Raw genomic sequence first — 18,405 nt, forward strand, 5'->3', positions numbered from 1 at the left:
GCGAGCGGTCGAGGCGGCCAGGCGAGACGATCACGCCGTTGCGCGATGACTTTACCCCGTCGCTGACCGTGAGCGGACCGGCGAAAAGTGTCTGGTTTATGGTGTGAATTGCAGGGTTCTCGGGATGGATCGAAGGCAGCTGCTCAGCCGCCGCGCGCTTGATCTTTTCCCCGACGTCCGACAGGTCGCGCGCTTCCGATGGCTCGATCGCGAAGCCGCAGTCGCCTGCATCGACGATCACGTAGATCATCCCGCCATAGGAGACGTCGACGCGAAGAGATCCAATGCCAGCGACCTCGATCATCCGGTCGCGATGCAGGACGAAGGATGGCTGGTTCCGGAACTTCACGCTTTCGCATTTTCCGTTGCGGCATTGCGCCTCGACCTCGATCAGCCCCGCCGGCGCCTCGAGTGTCAATTTGGTGACGGGCTCCTGCATGGCGATGACGCCCGTCTCAAGCAGCACGGTGACCGTGCAGATGGTGTTTGTCCCCGACATCGGCGGATAGGACGCCGGCTCGATGATCACGTACCCCATCTGGGCGTCGGGGTGAGACGAGGGCAGGACCAGGTTGGTGCAAAGTGTGACTTTGCCGCGCGGCTCATGGAGAAGGAACGCGCGAAGATCGTCGCCCTTTGTCTCCAGCCAGCGCGCCTTTTCGAACATCGTCTTGCCAGGGACGTCGATGACGCCGCCGGTGATGACGTCGTTGGGCTCGCCCTCGGCATGGGCGCCGACAACGTTTATCATCCGCGATAACCGCATGTGTCGTCCTCCTTGTTCAGTCGCTTGCGAGCGTTCCGAGGTGCGGCCGAATGACGACCGGTGAATTGCCAAGCATGCCGCAGCGGACCGGCGGCATCCAGGCCCGCCCCGGGGAGACGGTGTCCCCGGGGCAAGGGCGCTCACCTCAGGCGGCGGCGCCGAGGGCTTCGTCGACCAGCTTCACCTCCGCCTCGGTGAGCGGCAGGACAGGAAGCCGGCACTCGCCGACGGGGCGTCCCGTCTTGGTGCTCGCTGCCTTGGCGACGGGGTTGAAAGGAGACGTCCAAAGCAGCAGCGACAGCGGGCGCAGCTTGAGCCAAAGAGCGGCCGCCTCGGCGAGGTTCTTGGCTTGAACGAGATCGTAGAGCTTGACCAGCTGCTTCGGTACGGCATTGCCGGACCCGGTGAACACGCCGGGCGCGCCGCTGACAAGGCTGTAGAAATTCAGATAGTCGCAACCGTTGAACACCTTGGCGCCCTGGGCCGAGAGCTGATCGATGCGCATCATGTTCGACGTGCTGTCCTTGATGTATTTGACGTTGTCGATCTCACTGAAGCGCTTGAAGACGTCAGGCGTGATGTCGAAGCCGGTATACTGGGGAATGTTGTAGACCATGATGGGGGTCGCGACGGCCTTGGAAATCTGCTCGTAGTGGTAGCGCACTCCCGGTTCGCTCGGCCCCTCGAAGAAAGGCGGCAGGATGAGCAATGCGTCCGCGCCAGCGTCCCGCGCGTGCTTCGAGTTGTCGATCGCGTCTTCGGTGCGCAGGGCAGACGTCTGGACGATAAGCTTGGCCCGGCCATTGATCCGCTTGCCCGCGATCTCGGCGATGCGCCGCTTCTCGGTCTCGGTGAGGAAAGGAAACTCTCCGGTCCCGCCATTCACGGCGATGATGTGAATTCCCGCCTCGATCAGCGAGTCGATATTTGCCGCCAATGCGCCCTCGTCGAGCGCAGCGCCATTGTCCTTGAATGGCGTGCAGATCGGCACGCAGATGCCTTTTAGTTCACTCACGTCTTTGCTCCTTTTGCGCGACTGATTGACCGTTGAACTTGCGGCGCGACCTCATTCCGCATGGAATGACTCGGTCGCCGCAAGCTATAGATTTCGCTGTATACTTCCTGTTAGCCACCAGCGGTCCGGAACCACATTGCTAACCATGGATTTCCATAGTTGTAATCGTTTTCATGCCGTAGATCAAGCGATTGCTGCATTTGATGCTCGCGCGCCTTAGGCGGTGTGGTAAGGCTGCGGGTCGGCGGGCAACGGCGCTATCCCGCGAATGGCGTCCGCGACCTTCTCAGCCATCATGATGACCGGGGCGTTGAGGTTGCCGCTGACGATCTCAGGCATGATCGAGGCATCGACGACCCTGAGGCCCTCAATGCCGTGCACCTTTGCTTCCTTGTCGACGACCGCGTCATCCCCCTCGCCCATTCTGCAGGTGCAGCATGGATGGTAGTTGGTGCCGGCAATCCCGCGCAGCCAATTGGCGATATCCTCGTCGCTGGCGATCGAGGGGCCGGGCATTTCTTCAACGCCGCGAAACTCGTCCCATGCCTTCTGGCGGACCACGTTGCGGATCGCCTTCACGGCCTGAACAGCCTGCAGCATGTCGTCAGGATGCTCGAGATAGTTGAACAGGAATTTCGGCGCCGCCCTTGGATCGGCCGACTCTACCCACACGCGTCCCTCGCTCTTGGGCCTCATCAGGCTCAGGAAGTACTGGAAGCCGTTCTCGAGCTTGACGTTGCCGTGCTGGAATTCGCCCAGCATCGGCACGAACTCGAACTGCACGTTCGGTATGGTTTCTTCTTCCCTCGTGCGCATGAAGGTGCCGACTTCGAAGAAATTGGTCGCGCCAAGCCCCTTCTTGAAGAGGAGCCACTGAAGCCCGAGCTTCGCCTTGCCGAAGGTTGAGAGTTCCTTGGCAGCCGATACGTCCTTCGTAGCGCGATACATGACAGGGGCAGCCACATGATCCTTCAACCCTCGTCCGACGCCAGGCAGGTGGTGTTTCAGCGCAATCCCGGCCTTTCTGAGGTCATCGGCAGGGCCAATGCCGGATAGCAGCAGCAGTTGTGGGGAATTTAGCGCTCCCCCGCACAGGATTGTTTCGCGCTCCGGCTCAAATTGCTGGGCGCCGGCTTTTGTGGTCACAGCAACCCGAACGACGCGCTTGTTGCTCGTTTCGATGCCGGTGACCCTAGCGCCGGTGAGCACGGTGAGGTTGGGCTTGCGGGGCTGGGCATGGATATAGGCCTGCGAGGTGCTCCAGCGAATTCCGTCATGGACGTTGCGCTGGGTTATGTGAACGCCTTCCTGCTGATATGCATTGTGATCAGCAACATGCTTCAGACCGCTCTCCACCCCCGCCCTCAGGAAGGCGTGGTAAAGAGGATTTTCCGCCTTGCAGGTCTCGATCCGCATCGGCCCGGAGCCGCCGCGATAAGCGTTCGCTCCCTTGTCGAATGTCTCGGCTTTCTTGAAATAGGGCAGACATTGCGCATAGGACCATCCGTCAGCTCCGATCGACGCCCAGTTGTCATAGTCCCAAGGATTGCCGCGGACCCAATTCATGCCATTGATGGAGGACGAGCCGCCCAGCACGCGCCCTCTCGCCTCATGTATGACCCGCCCCTGCAAGTGCGGTTCCGGCTCCGAATTGTAGAACCAGTTGAAGCGGTCGTTCATCAGCGGAAAACCAAGGGCCGCCGGCATCCGGATATATATGTGCTGATCGGAGGGACCCGCTTCCAGGAGCAGAACCGTGGTCGACGGGTCCTCGGCCAGCCTGGACGCTATCACGGAGCCTGCCGAGCCTGAACCTATGACGATATAATCGAACGCCTTCTTGTCCGTCACCGGGGCACTCCTTACGATCTTGCCGAGGTTGTCAGGGTGTGCGGCAGGGCGTGGGTGCGTTTCCCAAGCTTGATGAAGGTCGACTTCACCTCGGTGAACTCGAGCAGGCCGTCCAACCCGTTTTCACGACCGATCCCGCTTTGCTTGAAGCCGCCGAACGGCATCTGGGCCGCGGTCTCGAGAAATGTGTTGACGTAGACCGTCCCGCTGCGAAGTTCCCGCGAAACGCGTATCGCCTTGTCGATGTCCTTCGTCCATAGCCCGTTGCCCAGACCATAGTTCGTGTCATTGGCGAGCGCGATTGCTTCCTCGACGCTCTTGAAACGCGTGACCGCAAGCACCGGGCCGAAAATCTCTTCGCGAAAGATGGTCATGTCGGGGGTGACGTTGGAAAAGATGGTAGGGGCAACATAATAGCCCATGCCGAGGCCGTTTTCGGTGACACGGTTGCCACCGAGCAGAAGCGTCGCGCCCTCCTCTAAACCGGACTCGATGTATGACAGCACCTGTTCCATGTGCTTCTCGTGGATCAGCGCTCCGACGTCCGCGTCCTCATCCGTCGGCAAGCCGAGGCGGATCTTCTTAGAGCGCTCGACCAGCTTCTCCAGGAAGCTTTCCGCAACGCTATCCTCAACAAGAAGCCTGGTGCCCTGGACGCATTCTTCGCCCTGATTGAGGATGTAGCCGAGTAGGATGCCATCCAGCGCCGCATCGATGTCGGCATCGGCAAAGACGATATTTGCCGCCTTTCCGCCTAGCTCGAGGCCAACGCGCTTGACCTGCTCGGCCGCGCGCTGCGCGATCCTGATCCCGACCGCGGTCGATCCGGTAAACGAGATCATGTCGACATCTCGATGCCCGGTGAGGATCTCGCCGACCGTCCGGCCCGAGCCGGTTACCACATTTATGACGCCATTTGGGATGCCGGCCTCTGTCGCCAGCTTGGCGATTTCCAGCGTCGAACCAGAGGTCAGCTCCGATGGCTTGACCACAACCGTACAGCCGGCCGCGAGCGCGAAGGGCAGCTTCTGGAACAGAGTCACCATGGGGAAGTTCCATGGCGTGATCATTGCAATCACGCCGCGCGGCTCACGGGTGACAAGACCCAGATTTGCGTCACCGATGTTGGAGACGAGGTCTCCTGGGAGTTGCCAGGCAAGCGCTGCCGCATAGCGCGCCAGCTCAATTGACCACTCAATCTCTGCCCTGGCGAAGCGGATCGGCTTTCCCACCTCTTCTGCCTCGATCAAGGCCAACCTTTCTAGGTCACGGGTCATCAAATCGACCCAATGCCCAAGGGCCTTGGCCCTTTCGGCGCCAGGCATCGATGACCAGACAGATCTCGTGTCGAAGGCTTTGCGGGCGGCCCCGACAGCAGCCCTTACCGCCTGCTCGTCGCTTTGCGCGAAACGGGCTAGCAGCCTGCCATGGGCTGGCGATTTGCGTTCCACCTTCCGATCGGCGCCTGCCCAACCGCCGTCGATCCAATTGTCGTATTCACGGACGTCCATCGATCCATTTTCCTCGGTCAGTTTGGCGCGACGAGCCGGCTCTTGCCTGGCGCAACAAGCACGCCGACCACGTCGCCGACCCTCGCCTCAGTTCGATCGGTGACGACGATGAACTTGTGACCACCGCAGTCGACATAGACATTGGTGGTTTGCCCAAGCGGCTCGACGAAATCGACGCTTGCCGACGCGGCGCCTTCGACGCCGTCACCAACGATCAAGAGATGCTCGGGGCGGACCCCGACGAAGAATTGTCCTTGGGCGTCGGCAAAGCTGCTTGCCTTGTCGGCGACCTCCCCTGACAGACTGTCGGCAAAGGGCTGGACGGAGGCGGCAATTCCCTTCTTGCGGTCAAAATGAGCAGGGAACAGGTTCATGGGCGGAGAACCGATGAAATCGGCCACAAACTCGGTTCTTGGCCTGTCGTAGATCTCCAGCGGCGTTGCCACCTGGACCATATCACCCTTGCGCATGACGGCGATCCGGTCGGCCATCGACATTGCTTCGATCTGGTCATGGGTCACGTAGACGGTGGTGATGCCGAGGCTGGTAACCAGCTTCTTGATCTCGGTGCGCATCGTGGCGCGCAGCTTCGCATCGAGGTTCGAAAGTGGCTCATCCATCAGAAAGACGCGGGGATTGCGCACCAACGCCCGCGCCAGGGAGACGCGCTGCCGTTGCCCGCCGGAGATCTGTCCCGGTTTGCGATCCAGATACTCGGCAATTCCGAGTTTTTCCGCGGTCGCATGCACTTTCTTTTTGCGCTCTCCCTCGGCGATCTTGCGCACCTTCAGAGGAAACTCAATGTTCTGGAACACGGATAGGTGCGGATAGAGACCGTAGTCCTGGAACGCCATCGCAATATCGCGGTGACGAGGTTCCTCATATGTCACGTCGCGGCCATTGATTTTGATCTGGCCGTCGCTGGGAAGCTCCAGTCCGGCAATCATGCGCAATGTCGTCGTCTTGCCGCAACCGGAGGGACCCAACATGACGAAGAATTCGCCGTCCTTGATGTCGACCGACACGCCGTTCACAGCAGTGAAGGCGCCAAAGCGCTTGTAGACAGATTTGACTTCGATACCCATTGTCGTTCCTCATCCCTTCACGGCGCCAAGCGTCAGGCCCCTGACCAGGTATTTTTGCATCAACAGGACGAGCACGACGACCGGCAACGACATCAGCACGCCGGCCGCCGAGCCCAATCCCCACGATATCGCCTTGGCCTTGATCGAGCTCGCCGCGATCACCGGCAGCGTGCGCGCCTCGGAAGACGTCAGAATGCTGGCCAGCAGGAATTCATTCCAGGCGAACATGAATATGATCACCATCGTCGCAGCCAAGCCGGGCAAAAGCAGCGGCAAGGTCACGCGCCAGAAGCATTCGAAGCGGCTGCATCCATCTATCAAGGCAGCCTCTTCGATCGACTGCGGAATCTCCTGGATGAAGACGCGCATCACCCAGACCACGAACGGCAATCCGTTCAACGTATAAACGGCGATCAGCAGCCACGGCGTGTCGAAGATGCCCAGCTGCTTGGCGATGATGAACAGCGGGATGACGCTCACCATCGGCGGCAGCATGCGGATCGACAGAACCTCGAAGGCGATGAAGTTCTTGTTCTTAACGTCGAAACGCGCCAGTCCGTAGGCGGCGAGCGTCCCTGCGATCATTGCAAACAGAGTAGCCAGGCAGACGATGAATGCGCTGTTGATCAAGGCATCCATCGCATTCAGCTCCGTAAAAAGCTTGCGGTAGCTCTCTAATGTCGGAGCAAAAATCCACTTCGGTGGATAAGCCGCTATGTCGACATCTGATTTCAGCGAAGAAAGCGTCATCCACACGATGGGGAAAGCAAAGAAGGCGGTCGCCATCAGGGCAAGGACGTAGTAGCCGATGTCGCTGAGGATGGAGCCGTGTCGCGTGATCGACCTTGACATCAGCGGGCCTCCTTTTCGTTCACCATGCGCATGAAGCCCGTGTATTTCACGAAGATGAGAACCACGGCGAGGATGATGAGGAGCGTCAGCCAGGATAGCGCAGCACCATAGCCGAGGCTGAAGAAGCGGAAATTGACCCTTGCCAGGTAGATGCTGAGCAGGTCGGTGGCGAAATCGGGACCGCCACGTGTGATGATATAGACCGTGTCGTAGGTGCGGATGGCATCCACGATCCTGAGCAGGCTCGCGATCACGATCACCGGTTTCAGCATCGGCAGCGTGACCATGAAGAAGGTCTGGATCGGCGAGGCGCCGTCGATCGCCGCCGCCTCGAAGGGGCTCTTGGGCAGGGCCGAGAGGCCGGCGAAGATGATCAGGAACATGAAGGGGGTCCACTGCCAGACATCGACCAGCAGCATCGAGGCCATGGCGCTGGCCTTCTCGCCGGCCCATGGCTGCGGTGGAATGCCGACGAGGCTCAAAACGTAATTGAGCACGCCAAGGTCGGGCATCATCATGATGCGCCAGGTGATGCCGACGGCGATCGGCGTGATCAGCATCGGGACGATGATGATGGTCCTCAGCAGCGTGAAACCGCGGAGCCTGACATTGAAGAGGAGCGCCAGCAGCACGGCCAAGGTGAGAGACAGCCCCACGGACAAGACGGTGAACAGCAGCGTCAGCAGGATCGAATGCAGGAACTGGGCGTCCGACACTGCATCGGCGTAGTTGGCGAGGCCGACAAATCCCTGGAACTTGTCCGGATCCGAGGGGCGATAGCCGGTGAGGCTCATATAGAGCGAGTGCAGGAGCGGAAAGAGCCCGACAACCGTCATGATGATCATGGTCGGCGCGAGCAGGATCATGCCGGTGTAACGCTCTCCGGCACGCTTGGCTCGATCGGTCGCGACGGGCAAACCCTCTAAGCTGACTGTCATGGTCCTTGATCCCGACGGCGCCGAGCGGGCATCTGCCCGCACAGCGCGTTCTTGTTCGACGAGCGCTGGTATATCCAGGCGCTTGCGGGCGGCACTTCAGCCCTTGACGAGCTTTCCCACCCGATCCACGGCATCGACCATCGCGGTCTTCGGGGTCTTTCGCCCAGTCACGCCGGCGAGGACTTCCTCGTAGATTGCCCGCTGCACTTCCACCGCATTGGTCAGGCGATAAGGCGGGATCGCGATCGGCTGGGTCCCGCGGGTCTTGAAATCCTCAAAGACATGGAGCCCCGGAATCTTTTTGATCATGTCCGGATTTTCGAGATCCGGCTTGTAGCAGATCGAGGTTTCACCCGCTTCCGAGAAATACTTGTAACCGCCATCGGCAAGCCAGGCCAGGAACCTGTAACCGTCAGCCTGCTTTTTGCTGGCGGCGTTGAGCACCACTGTCCAGCCGCCAATCATCGACTGCTGGAACTTCTCGGTCGGCGCCACCGCGTAGCCGAACTTGCCGGCATGCGGTCCGCCCTCAATGCCGGAGAGCGCGTCCGACCAGGAAATGATCATGGCAGCGGTTCCCTGCCCGATCGCGGACTGACCTTCTGGGTAGTCGAACCCGGACACCCCTTGCGGGCAATACTGCAAGACCTCCTTCAGCCTTTCGATGGCATGCTCGCCCTGCCCCTCGGAATTGAAGACGGGCTCATTGGCGTCGTTGAAGCAGCCGTCGTCGGTCGGCGCAAGCTTCGTCATGCCCATGACGCGCGTCATCCAGTCACCGGACATGTGAGCGTCTTGTCCTCCCAGGCAAAGCGTGTTTCCGGCAATGTCTGAGCTGTGCAGCTTCTTGGCAGCCGCGACATACTCGTCCCAGGTGACCGGCACCTTGTCGATACCGGCTTTCTCGAACAGATCCTTGCGATAGATGAAGACCGGAATCGTCATGGCGAGCGGCAGGCCGTAGTGCTTGCCCTGGTAGATGGAATATTGCAGCGATCCCTCTGTGACGTTTCCATATTTGATCTCGGGAAGGTCAGGGTTGGCGGCTTTGATGTCCTCCATCGTGGGCGCCCACTTGTTGCGCTGCGGCTGCCGGACCCAGAGGCTGTCGGTGGTGATGATGTCGAACGTTTCCGAACCCTGTGAAAGTTCGATCAGCATCTTTTCGTAGTGAGATTCGTAAGGGTTGGATTCCCCGGTGATCTTCGCGGCTGTATATGCCTTCGCCACCTGGTCGGTGAGTGCCCCTGCCCAGACTGAATTGCTATTGAGGATATTGAGCGTCACTTCCTCCGCATATGCTGACGAGGCGCGATAGGCGGCCAAGGCGGCAGCAAGGCCGGCAGTGGCCTTCAGGAAGTTGCGACGAGACACTGGCAGTCTGATCGACGCGGTCAATTGTGGATTCTCCCTTTTATGCGAGACGGGCAAAAGCCGGCCTCGACGCTCCCAACTCATGTAAACGTTTTCATTCTTCGCGAGCCGAACAAAGATGTCAAGCCCAAACCCACATCAAGATAGAAATTTCTGTAAACGATTACATATTGGAGCGTTTTATGGCTTGTCAAGCGAGGTGAAGTCGAGGACAAAAGCCCTAGGTGAACAAAAGCCAACGAAATGGTGCGGCTTATGCCGGGCAAAAGAGCCAAGCAACCCAAGTTGAAGAAGAAGGCAGGGGTCTTCGACGTTGCCCGCGAGGCGGGGGTTTCGGTGGCCACCGTATCGCGGGCGTTCAATCTGCCTGACCTCGTCAGCGAGGATGTTCGCCGACGGGTCCTGGCGACTGCGCAGAACCTCGGCTACGCGGCCAACCCGGCGGCAAAAGCGCTGCGCTCTCGTAAGACCCATATCGTGGGGGCGGCGATCCCGACGCTGGACTATGCGATCTTTGCGAAGATGATCAACCACTTTCAGGATAGCTTCGCGCAGCACGGCTACATGACGATCGTTGCAACAACCGGCTTCGAACACGCCAACGTTTTTGAGAAGGTCAAAACATTGGTAGATCGCGGCGCCGAGGCGCTTCTTCTGGTTGGCGCGATCGAGGACCCGGCGCTCGTGAGCTATCTCAAGCAACCCCATATCCCGGTGGTGACGACCTACTCATATCTGCCCGACGAGATCGTGCCCTGCATTGGATTTGACAATTACGCGGCTACGCAAAGCGCGATGGAATACCTTGCCGATTTGGGGCACAGAAATTTCGCCATGATTGCCGGCAGCCCGAGGGGTAGCGATCGCCAGCGCGCTCGGATCGCCGCCTACAAGGATTTCGTCGGATCGAGAAATCTCCATGGGGCAGCGAACATAATCATTCGCAATTTCACCATCCGGGACGGAACGGAGGCAATACGCGCAATCCTGGACAAATACCCGGAGACCACGGCGGTGGTCTGCAACACCGATGTCATGGCGTTTGGAGCCTTGAGCGAAAGTCGGCGGCTCGGAATCCGTGTTCCCCAGGACATCTCGATCGTCGGGTTCGATGATGCAGAATATGCAGCGCAGCTGGACCCCCCGTTGACGACCATAGCCGTGCCTGCCGAGGAAATGGGCCGGTTGGCGGCCGAAATGCTCCACAGCTCGCTGTCGAACGGTGAGCCCCCTCGCTTCGTCAGGCTTGATTCGCACCTGATCGTAAGAAAATCCGCGTGCCCGCCGCGCGCTCTGAAACAGTTGCGCTTGGCCGCGGCCGTCTAAATCCAGGTCCGCGGGCGCTTCACACCCGCGAAGTCGAGTGTGCACATAGGCACCGTCATGCCCCGTCAGCCGCTTCTGCCCTCTCGACCCGCCGCTATCATATTCGATTTCGATGGCGTCATCCTTGACTCTGCCGAGATCAAAGCAGAGGCGTTCGCTGAAATATATTCCGGCTATGGACAGCAGTGGAGGGAACCCATCCTGAGCTACCAGCGGCTGCATGGCGGTATTTCACGCCGGGAGAAGTTCGACCATTTCGACAAACAGATAGTGGGTAGCGCCCCGACCGAGGAGCGATTGGCGCTGCTGTCGAAGAGGTTCTCAGAAATCGTTTTTGAGAAGATCCTCGCTGCGCCTTTCATTCCCGGCGCGCGGGAACTGCTTGAAAAAGCGACTGGGCGTTCCAGGCTTTTCGTCGTTTCCGGAACCCCGCAGCAAGAACTGGTCGAGGTCATCCGTCAGCGAGCCCTTGATCACTATTTCGAGCTGGTCATCGGCGCGCCGACGAAAAAACGCGAGGCCTTCGCGCGGATGTTGCACATGGGGCTTTCGCGCGAAACCGTGGTGGCGGTCGGCGATTCAATCACGGAATGTTCCGCTGCCTGTGAGCTGGGAATCGCATTCCTCGGAATTCGAGGCGGGCCCTCGCCAACCGCCTTTCCGGAAGGTATCGTAACGCTCCCGGACCTGCGCGATGCAAGCAACCTGCTCGGCTTCCGCAGCCTGCCCCCAAGCTGACCATCGTCCGCGTGGCCGAGATGCTGCCGCCGAGAAAGGGTGCACCGGTACTGGAAGGCACATACATTCCCGAATCGACAATCTTAATGCGCCTCGACTGAACTCGTTTTACCGAGGGCGCGCTTGGTCCGAACGGTGGACGCGGCAATCCAGAAATAGGGTCTCGGCCAGAGAGTCCGCATTGACTCAATTCGCCAATGGCGTAAACGTTTACATGGCCACGCATCCACCGGGTTAGCTGCTGACCAGTGCACGCCGCCCACCCCGGGGACGGCTATCGGCCGGCTAATGCTGATAAAGCAGTTGCCTGATCTCATGATAGATGTCGCGTGCCGTCCGGTCCGCGGTGATATCGACGAGGTCCCGAGGTCGAGCGAAAGGGATCGAGAATTCCTTGGCGATCTTGCCGTCTTTGAAAACAAGGATCCGGTCGGCCAAGGTGATCGCCTCGTTCAGATCGTGGGTGACGAAGACAACGCTCTTCTTGTCAGCGGCCCACATGCGCACGAACTCCTCGTGAAGCGATTCACGCGTCTGTGCGTCGAGCGCCGAAAAAGGCTCGTCCATCAACAGTATCTTCGGCGAAGGCGCCCAGGTGCGAGCGAGCGCCACACGCTGCCGCTGGCCCTGGGAGAGCTGACTTGGATAATTATCGGCAAAGCGCTTCAAACCGACGAGGTCCAGATAGTCTCGGGCCAAGGCCCGTCTTTCGCTTTTTGCGAAACCGCGCACTTCCAGCCCGAGCTCTACGTTCTTGAGTGCAGTTCGCCATGGCAGCAAAGCATCGCGCGCGAACATGTAGCCGAGCTGTGGACGCGCGGCGACGGGCGGTTGGGCAAGTACGCTCACCTCGCCGATCGTTGCAGTGTGGAGCCCGGCCAGGACATTGAGCGCAGTGGTCTTGCCGGAACCGCTACGTCCGACGAGAACCAGGAACTCTCCCTCTCGCAGTTCCAACGACACATCATCCAGCCCGCGCACTGGTCCCGACGTGGTCTGGAACTCCATCACGACGTCGGAAATCCTGGCGGCGACACCGTCGGTTCCCGCGGCAGGCGATATGCTTGGTGCCATCGTCCCTGGTCCTCGCGGTTTAGAGCGCTCGCGCACCGAGCAGATAGCGTTCGAGCAGAGCCATCCCGGCATTGAGCAAAGAAGCGATCACGGCCAGCACGATGCAGACGGCGTAGACCCCTTCGAGCTGAAAAGTACCGGCATATCCCGCAATGAGTTGGCCGAGCCCTACCCGGGACGCCAATATCTCGGAGGTCACGACGCCGAGAAGCGAATAGATGATGCCAAGGCGCAGTCCGGCGAAAATGGAGGGTACGGCGCTGGGCAGCAGGATCTTCATGAACATATCCCGCTTGGAAATATTCATGACCGTCACCATCAGCCTGATATCGCGGTCGACGGTGCGAATGCCGGCGCGCGCGTTGACCATCAGGATGAAAACCACGACGCTGAAGGCAAGCGCGATCTTGGCTGCCTGGCTGACGCCGAAAAGCAGTATGAATACCGGCGCGAAGGCGATCCGCGGCATCGCGTTGAACGCACTGATATAGGGGTCCAGCAGTTCCTCAACTTTGGGAAACAGACCAAGGCCGATGCCGATGACTACTCCAACGAATGAGGCCAGCACGAAAGCGACCACTGTTGCCTCGACCGTGGAATAGAGCGCTGGCAGAAGCGTGCCATCGGTGGCGATCTGGACGAAAAACCAGAACACCTGCCCGGGACTTCGCGAAATCAGCGGCTTGACGACGCCGGACATGTAGACGAGTTGCCACAACGCCAGAAAGGCTATTCCGACGCCGATTTGTCCAGCAAGTCGCTTGAGCCGCGCGACATTCCGGTGGGAAGGCCGACCGGCCTTCCCTTTTAAGCCCGATGAACCTGCCGCGGCGACCAACTCGGCCACCTCAGCCCGAAGTCAGGCTCGCGCAGGGCTCATACGCGTTCATCGTCCAGTCTGGAACAAAAGCGGCATATTTCTTCATGCCTTCCCAGCGCTCCTTGGTTAGCTTGGCATTGAAGCCCGATTTGTAGACGTCGATCAACGCCTTGGCCTTGCCCGCATCGAGCTTGAGCGTCTTTGCGGTGAAATCGACCAGTTTCTGTTCGTTCGCAGGGTCTTTCATGTAGCTGATCGTCTCGATGACCGCTTTGCAGAAATTCTGGGCAACCTGCGGGCGGTTTTTGATGAAATCCGAATTGGCGGTGAAAACCGTGAAGAGATACTCGGGATCAAACACCTTGTTGCGCGTGGCATTGAGATCGACCAGCACATCGAGATTGTCCGGACCGATCAACGTCGAGCTCGGCGGAATGCTGGCCATCGCGTCGACCTGGCGGTTGGTGAAGGCGCCCGCCGCGCCATAGCCAGTGCCGATCGCGATGAAGGTGATGTCCTTGTCGGGATTCATGCCCGCGTCGGTGAACATCTTGCGCACGTAGAGCTCGGTTGCGCCCCCGCGACCGGCGACGCCGATCAGCTTGCCCTTGAGATCGTTCAGGAAAGCCGGATATCCCTTCTTGACGTCGACTCCGGCGTCCTTGTGCGCGATGAAGGTGTAGTCGATGTCGTAGTTGCCCAACAGGACCGTCAGCGCCGCACCCTTTTGGATGGCCGGAAAGATCAGGGCCGCGCCGACATGCGTGATGTCGGCCGAGCCTCCAACCACCGCGGCTACCATGGCTGACCCGTTGGCGCCCTTGACGTAGTTGATGTCGAGGTCATGCCTGGCGAAGATGCCGACCTGCGAGCCGAACTGAGGCACGAAAGCGTCGAGTGTTTCGATCGATGTCGCGATGGACACGGTATCTGTGGCCTGCGCGGTTCCGGCCGACATCGCCATCCCTATCAAGCCTGCGACCAAGACGGCGAGCGAATGCAGTTCGTTTCGAAATCCACCCATTTGCTGCTCCCTTTTTTGCTGGCGGCTTGCAAGCCGCGCCTTACCAAACCTTGAAAGAGGCCTTTCCTTCTACCGCCCTCGGCCCTTGATCGCCGCCCTCGCGAAGGCGACGAGGCGCCTCTCGACGGCGAAGTGGGGCACGTCGTTGATGATGTCGTGGAAGCCGTCTTTCACGATGAGCACCGTGGCGTTCTTGAGTTGCGAGCGGACCGCACGGGCATACCTGGCGGGGGCAATCACATCCTGGTCGCCATTGATCAGCAGCACGGGAAGGTCGACCTTGGGGAGAGTCGCGGCCAGCTCCCCGCGCGCCTTGTGCATGGCCGCCCGCCGCGCCGCCGTGTTTTCTAGCGTTACGCTGAAGGCGAATGGATCGGTCGCCAGCATGTCTAGATAGAATGGGTCGCGGGTGACTTCCGGCGGCGCGGGTATGGCAACGGTCTCCGGCTGGATCAGCGTGCCCGTGACGGCCAGCCCCAGGCACCGGCGCTCGCCACGAGCGATCAACAGCGCAGCGGCAATGCCGCCGAGAGAATGGCCGACGAGAACCAGCGGCAGGCCGGGAGCTTCGCTGGCGGCGATCGAGATCAGACGCTCGGCATTGTCGACGAGGGGATCCATCGACGCCACCGCGCCACGTTCGCCATAGGAAAGGCCGTGTCCTTGCTGATCAAGCGCCCACATGGCGAGGCCACTGGCGTTGAAGGCGCCCGCAAGGCGATGGTAGTGCCCGCTGTGCTCGCCAAAACCATGGAGAAACACGACACCGCCGACTGTCTTCCGCGCATCCCAGCACCGGTAGTAGCTTTTCCCATGCGCGGTTTCGAAGAACGGCATCTGAACGGCCCTTCGGCAAATTTTGACCAGAACGGTTCACTCGACTGGAGAGCCGACGCTCGAGAACATCGGCCGTGTGTCATGTCAGTCCGGTAGTATCCTGATGTCCCCGACTTCCGTGTTCCGAATGAACTTGACGTCGGCGCTGGCATAGCCTCCGACCAGGGCGATATTGCCGTGGACGCTGTAATCTCCTGTGCGGATGATCAACTTGCTGGCGTTGCGGATCGCATACATAGACGGCCGGTATGGAACGGTAGTGACCCGCTCCTTCCCGAAAGTGTCGACGACGAATTTGTATTTCTGGGGACTCTGCGCCTCCATCGGCTCGGCAACGACAGCCCGCTCGATGTCACCATTGTCGCGCAGCAGCGGCAGCAGCTGCTCGATCGAGACCAGACCTGGGGCAATTCCAAGGTCCACGATCGGCACCTGCACGGATGAAGCGATGACGCCGCCCGCGTCGGCAATGAAGATCACCTCACCATGGCGGAGCGTGGCCAGAGCCGCCGCGATCGTGCCATTGATGATGCGGTTGTCCGCGCCATATTGCATTTCGTGTTCCCCCTTTTCATCGATAATATTATCCGCCTGTTTTATCGATAATGTCAACCGACAAGCCAAGGCCGGCCAGCCGGCATGCTCCTATGGCGCGGCGCCTAGAATTGCGCGGCCGCTCTTGGCGAGCGACATGAGGACTTGAAGCGCGTCGCCCGGATTCGTTTCAGCGAGACGCGCTTTAAGAGGTCAGATGCTGAAGATAATAGTCCCGGAAGGTCCGGATATGGTTTCGAAGCGTTCGAGCCAGGGTTTTCTGGTCGCCCTTCTCTATCGCTTGAATCATAGTCAAGTGATCCTTGGCGCCTTTGGAGCGCAAATCCTTGCTTTGCACCGAATTAGTATGAATCAGGTGCGAGAGAAGCGAATGATGCTTAATGGCGTCGAGTAGGAACTCGTTCTCGCACCGTTGATATATAGCCTCGTGCAAAAGATTGTTCTGCAGATACATTTCAGCAAGATCGTTGTTCGCGATCGCCCTCTCGTGATCCGAGACAATGGCCTTCAATTTTCGCACGAGCTCCTTTGCCGCCGGCTCGGTATAGTAGCTTATTGCCTTCAGCTCGAGGCACTCACGGACTTCGTAGATTTGCCAGATCTCGGACTCTCTGAAGCTCCGCACCTGCACGCCGCGATGCGGGTAGCGGACGGCGAGGCCGAGGCGAACAAGTTCGTCAAATGCCTTGCGGACTGCATGGCGGGTTGCCCCGGTGGCTTCAATAATGTCGTCTTCGATGAGCCGCACGCCGGAACGATACTTTCCGGAGATAATGCCCTTTTGAAGCCCCTCATAGACGGCCTGCCATTGGCCGCCGTGGCCGCCTGGTTCGGTGAGATCTTCATTCTTTGCAGTTCTCATGACAATCCATCAGAGTTGCGGGCGATGCGACACACCGTGACCATGTCATAGCGTTGAGCCGGCAAGATCGCCAGAATCGACGGCATCTTGCACGTAAGATCGATCAGATCGCAATCGCGCCTGGAAAGACGTCCTCCCGCCACTTGGGTCAAGCCGGCCATGCCCCCAGACTTGCCTGCCAAGTTATAAGAGTTCCTGCCAAGGATATCGACAAAACCGAATTTTTGTGTAAACGATTTCAGTCGCCGGACGATCGAACCCGCGAGAACGCACGATGACCACGAAGCTTCTGAGGCCGAGAATACTGAACCAAAGGTTGGCAGCGGCGCTGGCCGACCTGCGCCATGGCGAGTTGATATTCATTGCCGATGCCGGCAGTGGCACGTCAGCCAAGGCGCTGCGTTCGTTGGCGCCTGATGTGGAGATCCTCGACCTGGAAGTTGTTACCGGCGTGCCGTCGATCGACGATCTCGTTCCCGTGATCTGCGACGTCGGCGACATCGAGGCCTGCATCGTCACCAAGGACATGCGCGGCGCAAATCCTGATGGCTTCGCCATGCTGTCCAGGCTCTTCGATGAGAAACACATCTACGAAGTGCCTTACATCCCGGATTATTACGACCTTCGCGATCGGTGCAAGCTGTTTGTCCAGACGGGCGACTATCGCGTGCATGCCAATGTGATCCTTGTCGGCGGCTATCCAAGCGCAGACATTCCTATGGACATGATCCTCAACGGGCTTGCCCCGAAAACGAAGTAACCCGCCACAGGTGGTCGATGCCAAGGTTTGAGGGCGCTTCCGGACAGGTCTACTACCGCCACTGGGCTCCCCTGAAGCCCACTGCGCAGATCGTCTTTCTGCATGGATATGGCGAACATAGCGGCCTCTACCATCGCTTCGCGAACTCCTTGAATGCACAGGGAATCGGCGTCTGGGCGCTTGATGCAATCGGACATGGGCTCTCGGATGGCGAGCGGGGCAATCCCGGCTCCATGGCCTATCTAAGAACGAATGCCGAGCGCCTGACAGGGATAGCGCAGCGGGAAGACCCCGGGCTTCCAATGGCGCTGGTAGGACATTCGATGGGCGCGATGACAGCAGCTGCGGTGGTCATTGCCGGCGCTGGCCCCTTCCGTGGGGTGGTGCTCGGCGGCATGCCTGTCGAGGGGATCAGCCAAGAGCAAGAGCGCCAGGCTGAGCAAGGCGTGATGTCGCTTGACCCCTTCTATCTAGACGAACTGGAATTTGACCCACTCAAGTTCGATGCATCGATGGCCTTCGTCCATCTAAGAAGCGTCCTCTCGGCGCCGGTCTGTGAGCAGATACAGGCCGGATTGCTTGAACTCAGCCTTCCCGCGCTCATGATCAGCGGGGACAAGGACATGTTTTGCCCTCCTGATCTCGCGCGGCGCTGGGCGTCACGAATTCCAGGCGCAAAGCATCACCTGTTCGCCAATACCCATCACGATCTCATCAACGATGCGAGCCATGCCGACGTTGCGGACGTTATTGCGCAAGCTGTGATCGGATGGACGGTTGGTACGCGAGCCCGCTGATCCGCCGGACGCCGCACACTGATACGCCAATCAGCACTGCAGCACACGTGCGATGGTCGTTCGCCGACCGCTATGTGTTCTCGCGGACGAAGCCTATATGGCCTGAAACACTCCAACCTCTTTGCGCTTGACACCGTCGCTCCAGCGCGCCATTTTGAAAACGTTTACACGCATTCACCGAAGACCGTCGCAGAAACGGCCGATATCGATGCGTAAGGCG

The 18,405-nt window shown here is 59.6% G+C and carries 18 protein-coding genes; 4 read left to right on the forward strand and 14 right to left on the reverse strand.

Going from position 1 to position 18,405, the window contains the following annotated elements:
* The 8 genes from EOA33_RS02250 to EOA33_RS02285 form a co-directional block, all read right to left on the reverse strand.
* Window positions 1-751, reverse strand: a 751-nt coding sequence (locus tag EOA33_RS02250; RefSeq protein WP_245482210.1) for a proline racemase family protein, incomplete at its 3' end; no start/stop codon positions are given.
* A gap of 160 nt (window positions 752-911) precedes the next feature.
* On the reverse strand, window positions 912-1,781 hold the full coding sequence (locus tag EOA33_RS02255) for a dihydrodipicolinate synthase family protein (protein WP_127404859.1): 870 nt from the start codon (window positions 1,779-1,781) through the stop codon (window positions 912-914).
* Between the two features lie 216 nt (window positions 1,782-1,997).
* Window positions 1,998-3,632, reverse strand: coding sequence for a choline dehydrogenase (locus EOA33_RS02260; RefSeq protein ID WP_186815529.1), 1,635 nt, complete (start codon window positions 3,630-3,632; stop codon window positions 1,998-2,000).
* A gap of 11 nt (window positions 3,633-3,643) precedes the next feature.
* The gene (locus tag EOA33_RS02265) at window positions 3,644-5,143 is read right to left on the reverse strand and encodes an aldehyde dehydrogenase family protein (RefSeq protein ID WP_127404861.1); all 1,500 of its coding nucleotides are present in this window, start codon (window positions 5,141-5,143) and stop codon (window positions 3,644-3,646) included.
* A 17-nt stretch (window positions 5,144-5,160) separates the two neighbouring features.
* The gene (locus EOA33_RS02270; protein ID WP_127404862.1) at window positions 5,161-6,228 is read right to left on the reverse strand and encodes an ABC transporter ATP-binding protein; all 1,068 of its coding nucleotides are present in this window, start codon (window positions 6,226-6,228) and stop codon (window positions 5,161-5,163) included.
* Window positions 6,229-6,237: 9 nt separating this feature from the next.
* Window positions 6,238-7,080, reverse strand: coding sequence for a carbohydrate ABC transporter permease (locus EOA33_RS02275; protein ID WP_127404863.1), 843 nt, complete (start codon window positions 7,078-7,080; stop codon window positions 6,238-6,240).
* Entirely contained in the window at window positions 7,080-8,018 is a 939-nt protein-coding gene (locus tag EOA33_RS02280; RefSeq protein ID WP_127404864.1) for a sugar ABC transporter permease, read from the reverse strand. The genes EOA33_RS02275 and EOA33_RS02280 overlap by 1 nt, the downstream gene beginning before the upstream one ends.
* A 96-nt stretch (window positions 8,019-8,114) precedes the next feature.
* On the reverse strand, window positions 8,115-9,416 hold the full coding sequence (locus EOA33_RS02285) for an extracellular solute-binding protein (RefSeq protein WP_186815531.1): 1,302 nt from the start codon (window positions 9,414-9,416) through the stop codon (window positions 8,115-8,117).
* Between the two features lie 261 nt (window positions 9,417-9,677).
* On the opposite strand from EOA33_RS02285, the gene EOA33_RS02290 reads away from it, so the two are divergent.
* Together EOA33_RS02290 and EOA33_RS02295 are read left to right on the forward strand one after the other, a co-directional pair.
* A complete protein-coding gene (locus tag EOA33_RS02290) occupies window positions 9,678-10,718 on the forward strand; it encodes a substrate-binding domain-containing protein (protein WP_186815532.1) in 1,041 nt (346 codons plus the stop codon).
* Between the two features lie 57 nt (window positions 10,719-10,775).
* Window positions 10,776-11,456: an HAD hydrolase-like protein gene (locus EOA33_RS02295; protein ID WP_127404867.1), complete on the forward strand. Its 681-nt coding sequence runs from the start codon at window positions 10,776-10,778 to the stop codon at window positions 11,454-11,456.
* A 285-nt stretch (window positions 11,457-11,741) separates the two neighbouring features.
* Here the strand turns inward: EOA33_RS02295 and EOA33_RS02300 are convergent, their stop codons facing one another.
* The 6 genes from EOA33_RS02300 to EOA33_RS02325 form a co-directional block, all read right to left on the reverse strand.
* Window positions 11,742-12,464, reverse strand: a complete 723-nt coding sequence (locus EOA33_RS02300) for an ABC transporter ATP-binding protein (protein WP_190234186.1) — start codon at window positions 12,462-12,464, stop codon at window positions 11,742-11,744.
* 85 nt (window positions 12,465-12,549) lie between these two features.
* A complete protein-coding gene (locus tag EOA33_RS02305; RefSeq protein WP_210212541.1) occupies window positions 12,550-13,368 on the reverse strand; it encodes an ABC transporter permease in 819 nt (272 codons plus the stop codon).
* A 10-nt stretch (window positions 13,369-13,378) separates the two neighbouring features.
* A complete protein-coding gene (locus tag EOA33_RS02310; RefSeq protein WP_127404869.1) occupies window positions 13,379-14,374 on the reverse strand; it encodes an ABC transporter substrate-binding protein in 996 nt (331 codons plus the stop codon).
* Window positions 14,375-14,443: 69 nt separating this feature from the next.
* Window positions 14,444-15,211: an alpha/beta fold hydrolase gene (locus tag EOA33_RS02315; protein WP_127404870.1), complete on the reverse strand. Its 768-nt coding sequence runs from the start codon at window positions 15,209-15,211 to the stop codon at window positions 14,444-14,446.
* An 84-nt stretch (window positions 15,212-15,295) separates the two neighbouring features.
* On the reverse strand, window positions 15,296-15,766 hold the full coding sequence (locus EOA33_RS02320; RefSeq protein ID WP_127404871.1) for an RbsD/FucU domain-containing protein: 471 nt from the start codon (window positions 15,764-15,766) through the stop codon (window positions 15,296-15,298).
* Window positions 15,767-15,950: 184 nt separating this feature from the next.
* Complete coding sequence (locus tag EOA33_RS02325) at window positions 15,951-16,628, reverse strand: GntR family transcriptional regulator (protein ID WP_127404872.1); 678 nt, start codon at window positions 16,626-16,628, stop codon at window positions 15,951-15,953.
* 274 nt (window positions 16,629-16,902) lie between these two features.
* Between EOA33_RS02325 and EOA33_RS02330 the strand changes: the two genes are divergently transcribed.
* Window positions 16,903-17,388, forward strand: a complete 486-nt coding sequence (locus tag EOA33_RS02330; RefSeq protein ID WP_210212542.1) for an RbsD/FucU domain-containing protein — start codon at window positions 16,903-16,905, stop codon at window positions 17,386-17,388.
* A gap of 17 nt (window positions 17,389-17,405) precedes the next feature.
* Window positions 17,406-18,185, forward strand: a complete 780-nt coding sequence (locus EOA33_RS02335) for an alpha/beta fold hydrolase (RefSeq protein WP_127404873.1) — start codon at window positions 17,406-17,408, stop codon at window positions 18,183-18,185.
* The last annotated feature ends 220 nt before the right edge of the window (window positions 18,186-18,405 follow it).

The organism is Mesorhizobium sp. M4A.F.Ca.ET.050.02.1.1 (assembly GCF_003997725.1).
Lineage (GTDB): Bacteria > Pseudomonadota > Alphaproteobacteria > Rhizobiales > Rhizobiaceae > Mesorhizobium.

Bases quoted from the DNA above. Each gene is read 5' to 3' on its own strand.
- EOA33_RS02335 (WP_127404873.1), top strand. From the start codon at position 17,406: ATGCCAAGGTTTGAGGGCGCTTCCGGACAGGTCTACTACCGCCACTGG.
- EOA33_RS02275 (WP_127404863.1), bottom strand. From the start codon at position 7,080: ATGTCAAGGTCGATCACGCGACACGGCTCCATCCTCAGCGACATCGGC.
- EOA33_RS02270 (WP_127404862.1), bottom strand. From the start codon at position 6,228: ATGGGTATCGAAGTCAAATCTGTCTACAAGCGCTTTGGCGCCTTCACT.
- EOA33_RS02320 (WP_127404871.1), bottom strand. From the start codon at position 15,766: ATGCAATATGGCGCGGACAACCGCATCATCAATGGCACGATCGCGGCG.
- EOA33_RS02330 (WP_210212542.1), top strand. From the start codon at position 16,903: ATGACCACGAAGCTTCTGAGGCCGAGAATACTGAACCAAAGGTTGGCA.
- EOA33_RS02310 (WP_127404869.1), bottom strand. From the start codon at position 14,374: ATGGGTGGATTTCGAAACGAACTGCATTCGCTCGCCGTCTTGGTCGCA.
- EOA33_RS02315 (WP_127404870.1), bottom strand. From the start codon at position 15,211: ATGCCGTTCTTCGAAACCGCGCATGGGAAAAGCTACTACCGGTGCTGG.
- EOA33_RS02280 (WP_127404864.1), bottom strand. From the start codon at position 8,018: ATGACAGTCAGCTTAGAGGGTTTGCCCGTCGCGACCGATCGAGCCAAG.
- EOA33_RS02300 (WP_190234186.1), bottom strand. From the start codon at position 12,464: ATGGAGTTCCAGACCACGTCGGGACCAGTGCGCGGGCTGGATGATGTG.
- EOA33_RS02265 (WP_127404861.1), bottom strand. From the start codon at position 5,143: ATGGACGTCCGTGAATACGACAATTGGATCGACGGCGGTTGGGCAGGC.
- EOA33_RS02325 (WP_127404872.1), bottom strand. From the start codon at position 16,628: ATGAGAACTGCAAAGAATGAAGATCTCACCGAACCAGGCGGCCACGGC.
- EOA33_RS02295 (WP_127404867.1), top strand. From the start codon at position 10,776: ATGCCCCGTCAGCCGCTTCTGCCCTCTCGACCCGCCGCTATCATATTC.